The organism is Enterobacter sp. 186315 (assembly GCF_053290175.1).
In genome coordinates this window covers 17,739-28,188 of the sequence record NZ_JBPTTK010000032.1, presented here as the reverse complement: position 1 = coordinate 28,188, position 10,450 = coordinate 17,739, and the positions used below count along the sequence as shown (strand labels likewise).

Annotated in this window: 8 protein-coding genes; all 8 read right to left on the bottom strand. The window is 55.9% G+C overall.

Translation table 11 applies throughout. From position 1 onward, the window contains the following. On the bottom strand, positions 1 to 220 hold a 220-nt coding region (locus tag ACSVHP_RS21855; RefSeq protein ID WP_447552947.1), incomplete at its 3' end, for a DUF3304 domain-containing protein. Positions 221 to 313: 93 nt separating this feature from the next. After that, positions 314 to 2,731, bottom strand: a complete 2,418-nt coding sequence (locus tag ACSVHP_RS21850) for a T6SS phospholipase effector Tle1-like catalytic domain-containing protein (RefSeq protein WP_447552946.1) — start codon at positions 2,729 to 2,731, stop codon at positions 314 to 316. Further along, positions 2,719 to 3,297 carry a DUF3304 domain-containing protein gene (locus ACSVHP_RS21845; protein ID WP_447552945.1) on the bottom strand — a complete coding sequence of 193 codons (579 nt, stop codon included), beginning with the start codon at positions 3,295 to 3,297 and terminating at the stop codon, positions 2,719 to 2,721. The genes ACSVHP_RS21850 and ACSVHP_RS21845 overlap by 13 nt, the downstream gene beginning before the upstream one ends. After that, a complete protein-coding gene (locus ACSVHP_RS21840) occupies positions 3,285 to 3,911 on the bottom strand; it encodes a DUF3304 domain-containing protein (protein ID WP_447552944.1) in 627 nt (208 codons plus the stop codon). The genes ACSVHP_RS21845 and ACSVHP_RS21840 overlap by 13 nt, the downstream gene beginning before the upstream one ends. Beyond that, positions 3,899 to 4,429: a DUF3304 domain-containing protein gene (locus tag ACSVHP_RS21835; RefSeq protein ID WP_447552943.1), complete on the bottom strand. Its 531-nt coding sequence runs from the start codon at positions 4,427 to 4,429 to the stop codon at positions 3,899 to 3,901. The genes ACSVHP_RS21840 and ACSVHP_RS21835 overlap by 13 nt, the downstream gene beginning before the upstream one ends. Before the next feature lie 90 nt (positions 4,430 to 4,519). Next, positions 4,520 to 5,305 carry a DUF4123 domain-containing protein gene (locus ACSVHP_RS21830; protein ID WP_447552942.1) on the bottom strand — a complete coding sequence of 262 codons (786 nt, stop codon included), beginning with the start codon at positions 5,303 to 5,305 and terminating at the stop codon, positions 4,520 to 4,522. After that, positions 5,306 to 7,684: a type VI secretion system Vgr family protein gene (locus tag ACSVHP_RS21825; RefSeq protein WP_447552941.1), complete on the bottom strand. Its 2,379-nt coding sequence runs from the start codon at positions 7,682 to 7,684 to the stop codon at positions 5,306 to 5,308. Beyond that, positions 7,681 to 10,335, bottom strand: coding sequence for a type VI secretion system ATPase TssH (gene tssH, locus ACSVHP_RS21820; protein ID WP_447552940.1), 2,655 nt, complete (start codon positions 10,333 to 10,335; stop codon positions 7,681 to 7,683). Before tssH ends, ACSVHP_RS21825 begins: the two co-directional genes overlap by 4 nt. Between the last annotated feature and the right edge of the window lie 115 nt (positions 10,336 to 10,450).

Below are 10,450 nucleotides of genomic sequence, written 5' to 3'. Positions count from 1 at the left end.
GCACCCCGTAGCAGCATCCGCCACCGCCGCCCTGATACGGGCCGATAATATCTATTCCCGACTGACCGTCGACGCTGAAGTGGTTAATCGCCCATTTGGTATGGTTAATCGCCTCAATGGTTCCACCGCCACCGCTCCGGGGTTGTGCCTTCGCACCAGGCTGGCTACAGCCAGTGAGCAATATTGTTATTATCATAATTGCCATTGAGCCGCTTTGCATAAAGTTTTCCTTCACTTACATTCTTATTCTTTATTTATTCTTAAAAATAGCTTACCCAGAAAGAGCATCCCAAATATAAATCTCAAAATTTTATTATGACCAAAGTGATGCTATCGCAGATTTCGCACTGGCCAATCTTTCTGCCTCTTGCAGCTGGAGTTGTTCTAATTTCTGGCTTGATTCGTTCAACAGTGCAGTTTGAACAGGTAAATCAGATGAAACGGCCACAGAGGTGTTTTCTCCATTATCTGCCATCGAAATCTTTTGGATTATTTCCTTCGATAATTCTTCATCCGTTACTCCCCCTCCCTTTTCATACCGTTCGATAATAAAACTAGCACCAGGAACTGAATCTTTAAACCGCCCCTTGATAAAGCGACCATATTTCATGACGGGTGTAACGTTTTTACTCATTACCTCGCCAAAATAGATCATCCTGTACAGAAAGTAACTTCCCCAGGGCTCTCTGGCATCAAAAGTCGCCTGCATAAACCAGGCTCTGGAATCATGAATCTGATCGTCAAATAACGCTCTGACCAACCCTCCCGATTGCTGCACATTGCTGCTTTTATCCGAAGAAGGGAAAAGCGCTGAAACTTTTTCATTAGCCTCTTTTTTTATCTTTTTGTATTCAACTGCTATATCATCGTCACTAAATGTATAAACTAAATTACTTACCTTTTCGGTTAACTTATATTTCCAGTTTCCAGTGATGGCACGAGGCTTGAGCAGATAGTCCCCCCGAAACTCTTCCGCCGCCAGATGCAACTGTGTCTGGCCCAGCGCGGGATCGAAATCTTTCGCTCCCGGTGGAAAGGGGATATACACACCTTTTTCGGCAGAAACTTGCATCCGCAATCGTTCAGCCTCAACATCTTTCTGCTTTTTATCGCGTTCCTGTTTAGATTTTTTTCTTGTTTCAGGATCGCTGTCTTTATCCATATCGTTTGCGGCAGCACTCTTATAAAATGGCTGTTCTTTATAGTTTCCGCTCGCATAACGGCCGATACGCCATGCGGTTATCCAGGCCATTTGTTCTTCTAGCGCCGTAATGATATTGACTGAAGCACGTGGGGGATCGTATGTGGTCTGCTCATCATTGCTTGTACTATTTCCTGTTTCTGCAATACCCAAAGTCAGATATCGCCAACTGTTAAAACGCAGGATCATATCCGGCGCAATATCAAATTCATGACTGAGTTCAACAGACATAATACGCCAAGCTTCTTTTTTAAGGTCATCAGGCAGAGCATCCTTCAAGACTTTAAAAGGCGCACCAGCATCGAATGCTTTGGCATATAAATCATGCAATACAATCTGTGATAATAAATAACCGTCGTTATCACTTGGCGCCTTTCCCTGATCCCCCGGCGGATAACCGCCACCAATATCTGAATGCATACCGGGATACACCACTTCTTTTGCATAGGAGGGATAAGTACCATCATGGCGGCAAATCGAGTCCAGGGGGAAGCAGAGCCGCTGCTCATGAGCCGATACCAAATGCACGCAGTTTTTAATTAGACCGTTATCAGGCAGTTCCATTGCACCATCGGCCCATCCCATATGCCCTTCAGCAAGGGGGGCAATGTGCGCCACTCCCACAGAGGCCACCGTATCCAGCAGCCCCAAAAATTCAACACTCAGCGGTAGTTTCCAGTCGGCGCCTTCCAACGTCAGGCACAGTTCCGGCTTCACACCTTTTCTGAACGCATTTGGCAGCAGTTCAACCAGCCAGTTAACAAACGCCCGTGCTGCCGCTGCACCGCGTGAAAAACCGTAGACATACAGCTTAACTCCCAGCAGCTTCGGTTTACCGGACTCAGGCTGCTTCAGTGCCAGCTTTAAATCAGGCTCTATGTCTTTCAAAAGTCTCTGGAATTCAATCATGCGCAGCATTGAGCCAGCGTTATCCCGATTATCTCCCATCGCTGTCGTCATCGCCCCGACAGATTTCCAGCTTTCGTTATCAGAGAGTGCAGGCTTGCTCAACGTGCGTCTTAGGGCGTCAATAATGCGAATAAGCGCCCAGTTTATTCGCTCTTCTCCGTAGGTAGCAAAAGCAAGACCTGGCGTGCTGTAATCAAGATCCGATACTTCGGGGAAAGGCGTACCGACGCCGGGAATATAGTATTTGTAGTATTTGTTACCTGATGTCCCTTCCAAATCCACCAGTTCCCCGGCATGATTCTGAGCACCTCCGGCGTATCCCTGTCCAATGGTCGCGCGGAAAAGACGGGCAATATTGGTCGGATGTTTAGGATCGGCAATATAAAGATCGTTATTTAAATTGTTGCCGGTCCCGTCAAAAAACAAACTGATATGCAGCGTTTTGCAGCACGGAGGTTCGACGGATTTCCCGGCAGCCTGGCAAAGTTCATTGCGATATAACAATTCATAGCTATCCTGCCTCTTACAGTTTTCCCCTACTATGGCCGTTTTTGTGGGTAAGCGTCCTTGATCTGGAAATTGTGGAGGATACCAAACTAAATCAGGTTTCATTGCGGACATACTTTTGGCTCCTCCATTCTGATCGGATCTTTTATCGGATAATCAGGATTGCCGTAGTCGTAGCAGCTGGTGGTAACTTTAATTTGATCGCAGGGTAAAAAGTGAACCTTTATTCCGCAGGTTTTTTGTCCGGTGTAATCAGGAACAGGTACCACTTGGGTGTGTTTCCTATTTTGGGCTTTTATTTTTCTTCTCCACTCTAGATATTTTTCTCTGTCTTCATATCCTGGAAAATCCATTGAATATCCCACACCCGTTTCCCAGTCCACTTTCACCGTCATTCCCGGTGTCCATTTCTCGGGAACACCATAGCAGCATCCCCCACCACCGCCTTGCCAGGGACCGATAATATCCAGCCCGGACTGCCCGTCGACGCTGAAATGATTGATTGCCCAGTGGGTATGGTTGATGGCCTCGATAGTGCCGCTGCCACCGCTTATGCTTTCTTTTTTGGCAGGCTGGTCACAGCCAGCAAGGACAGCCACCGCAACGACTAAAATAAAATGCACCAGCCGGGCAGTGAGATACGAAAGGGGCCAGTCTGGATAAGACTTTATTGCGGACATATTTTAGGCTCCTCCATTCTGATCGGATCTGTTATCGGATAATCAGGATTACCGTAGTCATAGCAGCTGGTGGTGACTTTAATTTGATCGCAGGGTAAAAAATGGACTTTTATTCCACAGGTTTTTTGTCCGGTATAATCGGGAACAGGGACAATTTTTGTATGTCCTCTACTCAATGCCCTAATCTTTTTATACCATTCTTGTTTTTGGTTAAAATAATCTTGCCATACTTGGTGAGAGGCTTTTGTATCAGGGCGTTTCGGCTCAGGAATCTCAGGGGCATCATCCGCGAAAGCTATACCCGTTTCCCAGTCCACTTTCACCGTCATTCCCTGTGTCCATTTTTCGGGAACACCATAGCAGCAACCTCCACCACCGCCTTGCCAGGGACCGATAATATCCAGCCCGGACTGCCCGTCGACGCTGAAATGATTGATTGCCCAGTGGGTATGGTTGATGGCCTCAATAGTGCCGCTGCCACCGCTTATGCTTTCTTTTTTGGCAGGCTGGTCACAGCCTGCAAGGACTGTCACCGCAACGACTAAAATAAAATGCACCAGCCGGGCAGGGAAATGCGGAAAGAGCCAGTCTGGATAAGTCTTTATTGCGGACATATTTTAGGCTCCTCCATTCGGATCGGATCTTTTATCGGATAATCAGGATTTCCATAGTCGTAGCAGCTGGTGGTGACTTTAATTTGATCGCAGGGTAAAAAGTGAACCTTTATTCCGCAGGTTTTTTGCCCGGTATAATCAGGAACAGGCACTGTCTGGCTATGCTGCCGGTGACTTTCATTTATTTTCTTTTCCCATGCTCGATATTTTTCCCTGTCTTCAAAACCCGGAAAATCATCCGTGGAAGCCTCACCCGTTTCCCAGTCCACTTTCACCGTCATTCCCTGTGTCCATTTTTCGGGAACACCATAGCAGCAACCTCCACCACCGCCTTGCCAGGGACCGATAATATCCAGCCCGGACTGCCCGTCGACGCTGAAATGATTGATTGCCCAGTGGGTATGGTTGATGGCCTCAATAGTGCCGCTGCCACCGCTTATGCTTTCTTTTTTGGCAGGCTGGTCACAGCCTGCCAGCAGTAGTGCAATGACCAACAGGAAACAATGTGTAGTGTTCAAGTGCTATTCCTTTAGATATCTGAAATATCGAAAGTAACCTACTGCTAATTACTTTCCTTAGAGGTGCAATCTTGACGGATATGAGTTCGGTCAGGCATCTATACGCTGGTGTTCTGCAAGCGTACTTATCACCCACGCCTCTCTATCTTCATCGAGCAACAGCCCTTTTTCTGTTGCGGACAGCATGGCTCTGAAGCAGGCCGTAAACTTCTCCTCCTGACAGGAGAACCATTCATCAGGGACACTCTGGTAACGAAGAAACAACTTTACGTCACAAATGCACATCAGAGCTTCAAACTGTTTGTCGCTAAAAGCAATTTTCTGACACTGTTCATTTTTTCCGGGTTGAGAACCTTCACCGGTCAACAGCGCGGGTCTGCCATCACGATCCAGCCAGCTCCAGAAAAGTGCAGGCCGTTGCAACTGAGCCTGCTGCCCGGACTCCAGAATATCGGAAAACAGGAAAGGGAAAATCCGTGTATCAAAGTAACGGAACAGACCTGCACGTCCCTCATGTGTGGCATCGGTACAATGCGTCAGCCATTCAGCAAGCTCCGCAAAAGACCAAAGCGAGCAGAGCGCTAACAGGGGAGCCGTATCTTGTGCCTGAAGGGCCAACTCAGTAAACCATTGCCGCTGCTGAAGATCGTTCAATTCAATTCGAACCAGAAGCGGGGCCTCTTCTGTCAGAGCATCTTCCGGAAGCCCCTGATAAAGAGACTGCCATTTCAGCGGGGGCGAAAATGCCTGTAGCGCCGGGATAATTGAAAAATCAATACCACACTGATCGATGATGAAATCGAGATGGTTTATGTCGATTTCATTACACGTTTGGTGGAGCTTGTTAGCCCAGTCAGTTATGCGAGTTATGCTCATTTAGGCCTCCCTTGGTACGAAACCTTGTGCCATTTCCTGAGCCTTCTTCAGGCACTCCTTACACACGGACGAAGGCAGCTCCGGCAGCGGGTAATCCGCACTCTCCGGCCCCTGCATCTTATGCTGTCCCTTCAGGCTCAGCAGCCCCGGCCCGTGTATCATAATGTCTCCCTCCGGCGTCAGCCGGATAGACGCCCCGCCGCACGCCAGCGTGATTCCGTTCTTCGCCGTCAGCTGTAAATGCCCCTGCGTCGACTGCACCGTCACATCCTTCAGCGACGTCAGCGACAGCACATCTCCGTGCGACTCCACCGCCAGCGGCCCCTTCGCCGACACCAGACGCATCCCCTCCTGATGCGACAGGAGGGAGACCGCCCGGGCAGCATTCACCGAATGACGCTGCGCCGTGCTGATATTCACCTCGCCCAGACTTTGCAGGTAAAGCCCTTTACCGCTGTGCACCAGCGCCGTTTCCGGCGTCACCGTCGCCGCGCCCTCCGGCGCCGACAGCACCATCGCCGCCGCCTTCAGCCCGCTGGCGCCGGTCACCAGCTCCCTGAGCGGACCCGCATCCGGCGCCACGTTGTGGTGGGTCTGCGTGATGCTCTCCCATCCCGCCACCTGGTTCACCGCCCCTTCCAGCAGGCTCACCGCCGGCTCCATCGCCAGCACCTCGCCCTGCGCACCCGGCTGGCCGTCCGCGCTGATGAACAGCCCCTTCTGCGCCCGTATCGCGCCCCAGCTGTCGGTGCGCAGCTCAAACCCTTCCCCGCGCTTCTGCTTCCCGCCGTCCACCAGATGGCCCAGGTTCAGCTGGCTCTTCCCGCCGTACTCCGTCGAGACCTTGATGTGCTCCCGGCCCCGCTCGTCGTCCAGCCGGATTTTGTTGTTCGACGGCGTGCGCAACACGTTGCGCTTAAAGTTGCGGATGGTGACGTGGTCCCCGTGCGCCGAGTCGTGCAGCACGCCTGCGATGTACGGCCGGTCCGGATTGCCGTCCTCGAACCCTATCGCCACCTCCGTGCCCGCCAGCAGCGGCAGGTGCAGGCCATAGGTGTCCCCGGCATACGGCCGGGACTGGCGCACCCACAGGCTCTCGAACCCCGTGTCCCAGCTGTCCCGGTCAAACAGCATGTTCACCCGGTAGCGACCGTCGCGGTCAATGTGCCCGTAGGTGTCGTTCTCCGTGGTGCTCGTCACCCGCGCCGGCAGCGTGCCCGCCATCACCGGGCGCGCCCCCGGTTCGGGACGGAAGCCGACCTCAGTGCTGTCCGGGATACCCCCGAAGCGCACGCTGAAGTCCTGGTCGCGCCGGGCGCTGCTGGTCGTCGCCGTTATCAGCACTCCGGCGGCAAACGCCTCTGCCACCTCCGCGCCCCCGGTCACCTTCAGCACCTGGCCCGGGGCCAGCGCCGCGCTGCCGGTCAGCCCCGCCACCTGCGTCTGCCCGTTCAGGTAGCGCTCGTGCCGTATCCGCGCAAAGAACGCCCCGGACTCCGGCGCCGGGCTGCGCTCACGGCCGCTGCCCGCCGTCAGGTAGTTGTCGCCCCAGTGGTACGCCTCCCCGCAGGTGGTCGGGTCGCCCCGGCTAACGTCCGCCTGCGCGTCCATCTCCTGCGTCGCCTGGCGGTAGTTGTAGTCCCGGGTGCTGACCTGCCCCGGCACCACGCTGTGGCGGCACTCCATCCCCCACACCGCGTCCGCCCCCTGCGAATGCTGGCCCGACGGCGGCACCGACGGCAGGACCAGGCCCTGCTCGTACCCCTGCGGGCTGTCGCAAAACTCCACCACGTCAATGTTCAGCCGCGTGTCGGAGGTGAAGCGGAACCAGATACCCACCTCCCCCAGCAGGCGGGTGATGAAGTGCAGGTCGTCCTCGCCGTACTGCATCACCTGCTCCCGGCGCGGATAGTCCTGCGTCAGCGAGAAGACAAAGTCCTGGCCCTTCAGCCCGTGGCGCTCGCGCAGGATTTTTTCCACTATCTGCGGAACCGACATGTCCTGGTAAATCGCGTTCTGGTGCGTGCGGTCCAGCAGCGCCAGGCGCGGGCGGAGGGTCAGCGCGTAGTGCGTTTCATCCGCCGAGGTCCCCAGACGCTCGAACCCGCACACCACCCCCTGGATAACCCGCACCACCTGCTGGATTTTTATCCCGAACCCCTGGTCCACCGGGGCCTGGAGCGTCAGGGACGCCGCCTTCATCAGCATCATCTCCCTGCTGATGGCGTGGTCCGCGCTGGTGAACTCAATGCGGTAGCTGAACGGCGCGCTCAGGGCCTCGTGGCCCTCCAGCGCCAGCACGTCCAGCACGGAAGGGCACTCCTTGACCGCAAGCAGGTGGTGGTTATGGCTGAAACGGATTATCGGGTTGCTGCTCATGATGCCTCTCCGCTGGCTGTGGTGAACTCAAGCGCAATCCCTTCCTCCTTGCTCCACCCCATCGTCAGCGTTGCGGGTTTTTGCTTCGCCGCCATGTGGGCGAGCAGCTGCTGGCTCAGGACAGGCAGGATCTGCTGATTAAGCAGACTGTCGACGTTGCGTGCGCCGGTGTCCGGTAACAGGCAGGCGGACGTCAGGGCATCGAAGAGGCTTTCCTCGATATGCGTGTTCAGGCCGTAGTGACGATGCAGGCGCTTGCTGACCTGGCCGAGTTTCATCTCCACAATCGTGCGCATCGCGGCTTCCGCCAGCGGGCGGTAGATCACCGTCTGGAAGCGGGCCAGCAGCGCGGGCTGGAAATGATCGCGCAGGATCGGACGCAGCAGTTCATGCAGATCGGCCTCGGAGGCTTCCGGCTGTTCGTCCAGCAGCTGCATCAGATGGTCACTGCCCAGATTGGAGGTCATCAGGATCACGGTATTGCGGAAGTCGATCTCACGTCCTTCGCCATCGCGCATAAAGCCGCGATCGAACACCTGATAGAACAGGTTCATCACGTCACGGTGAGCCTTTTCGACTTCATCCAGCAGCACAACGCTGTAAGGACGTTTGCGCACGGCTTCGGTCAGGATCCCGCCCTGGCCGTAACCCACGTAGCCCGGAGGGGAGCCCTTCAGCTGGGAAACGGTATGTGGTTCCTGATATTCGGAAAGATTGATAGTAATGAGCGACTTTTCGCCGCCGTACAGGCAGTCTGCCAGCGCCAGCGCGGTTTCGGTTTTCCCCACGCCGCTTGGCCCCACCAGCAGGAACACGCCCTGCGGGCCGTTTTCAGAAGTCAGCCCCGTTTTTGACGCGCGCAGGCGCTGGGCGATCGCGGTGAGCGAGGTATCCTGCCCCACCACGCGCTTGCCGATGTCGTGTTCAAGGCTCAGCAGCTCGGTCTGCTCGTCCTTCATCAACGAGGAGAGCGGCACGCCCGTCCAGTCGGCAATCACGTTTGCCACGGTGCGGGTATCCACATCCACCTGCACCAGCACGTCGCCCTGCTGCACCTGCTCAAGTTCCTGCTGGAGCGCCATAATTTCGGCCTGCGGGCTGCTCTCTTCGCGGCGGGTCATCAGCTGACGCGCGAGCTGTTTCTCCGTGGCGAAACGGCTTTCCTGCTCTTCCAGATGGCTTTCCAGCTCGGCACGCTGAAGCGCGATGTCGCTCAGACGCTCGGCGTGCTTGTTGCTGCCTGCGGCGATATCCGCCAGCAGCGCCTGCTCTTCCAGCTCGAGCGCGGTCAGCTGCGCCTTCAGGCGCACGATGGCCTCCGGAACGGTATCGAGGCTCATGCGCACGCGGGCCGCCGCGGTATCAAGCAGATCGACGGCTTTATCCGGCAGCTGGCGCCCGGTCAGATAGCGGCGGGAGAGCGTCACGGCGGCGCGCACCGCATCGTCGGTGATATGCACGCCGTGGTGTTCGGCGTAGCGGGACTTGAGGCCGCGCAGCATCAGGCAGGCGGTATCGTCGTCCGGCTCGTCCACTTTGACCATCTGGAAGCGGCGCTCCAGGGCGGCATCGCGTTCAAAGTACTGTTTGTACTCAGACCAGGTGGTAGCGGCGATGGTACGCAGCTCCCCGCGCGCCAGCGCCGGTTTCAGCAGGTTGGCCGCATCCGCGCCGCCCGCCTGATTGCCCGCGCCGATGATAGTGTGGGCTTCATCGATAAACAGCAGCACAGGAACAGGGGATTGCTGAACGGCATCGATCACGTTTTTCAGGCGCTGTTCAAACTCGCCCTTCACGCCCGCGCCCGCCTGCAACAGGCCGAGATCCAGCGTGCGCAGCACCACAGGCTTGAGGGATTCGGGCACGTTACCTTCGGCAATGCGCAGCGCGAGGCCTTCCACCAGCGCCGTTTTACCGACGCCCGGCTCACCCACCAGAATCGGGTTGTTTTTACGACGGCGGGAGAGAATATCCACCATCTGACGAATTTCCGTGTCGCGGCCAAACACCGGGTCGATTTTGCCCTCTTTGGCTTTGGCGGTGACATCCAGGGTGAACTTGTCCAGCGCCCCCTGAAGGGCCGGATTCAGCTCTCCTTCTTTTACGTCTGCATCAGCCGGACGCCCCACAAACTCGACGCTATCGCCAGAAGAGGCCTGGAGCGCGGCCTCAAGCTGTACTTCCGGGCGCTCGTCTGACTGGGCATCCAGCAGCGGACGCAGGCGTTCGAGCTGGCTTTGGCCGAGGGTGAGCAGCGGCCACAGGCCATCGCAGCGCAGCAGTTTCGGGCTTTCCGTCAGCGCCATCAGCAGATGCTGGCTGCGGATCTGATCTTCGCCCTGCAAAGAGGCCACCATCCACGCCTGTTTCAGCAGCGCGCCCAGAGAGTCCGACAGCTGCGGACGGTGACGGACGGAGCGCGGCAGCGTATCCAGCCAGCTCAGCAGCGCCTGCCACATGCCGTCCATGTCCCATTCGTAGCGACGCGCCAGCACGGTGAGGTCGCCCTCTCCCTGCTCAAGCAGCTTCAGCAGCCAGTGTTCCGGCATGATTTCGGCGTGCGCGCGGGTCTGACACAGGGATGCAGCACCTTCCAGCGCACGGGCGCAGTAAGGATTAAGGCGACGTAACAGGATGGCTGAGTTTTCCATTTTTCTCTCTCTTCATGATTCCCGGGCACGCTACCGCCCGTCGCTGTCTACTTACCAAAGCGCATCAGGTCAGGCGGGCAGGTTGTGTGATTCTTTGCAGAAGGCCCGCAGCAAC

What these genes read in the sequence shown, in the direction of transcription:
- ACSVHP_RS21850 (WP_447552946.1), bottom strand. Translation starts at nt 2,731, where the DNA reads ATGTCCGCAATGAAACCTGATTTAGTTTGGTATCCTCCACAATTTCCA.
- ACSVHP_RS21845 (WP_447552945.1), bottom strand. Translation starts at nt 3,297, where the DNA reads ATGTCCGCAATAAAGTCTTATCCAGACTGGCCCCTTTCGTATCTCACT.
- ACSVHP_RS21840 (WP_447552944.1), bottom strand. Translation starts at nt 3,911, where the DNA reads ATGTCCGCAATAAAGACTTATCCAGACTGGCTCTTTCCGCATTTCCCT.
- ACSVHP_RS21830 (WP_447552942.1), bottom strand. Translation starts at nt 5,305, where the DNA reads ATGAGCATAACTCGCATAACTGACTGGGCTAACAAGCTCCACCAAACG.
- ACSVHP_RS21825 (WP_447552941.1), bottom strand. Translation starts at nt 7,684, where the DNA reads ATGAGCAGCAACCCGATAATCCGTTTCAGCCATAACCACCACCTGCTT.
- tssH (WP_447552940.1), bottom strand. Translation starts at nt 10,335, where the DNA reads ATGGAAAACTCAGCCATCCTGTTACGTCGCCTTAATCCTTACTGCGCC.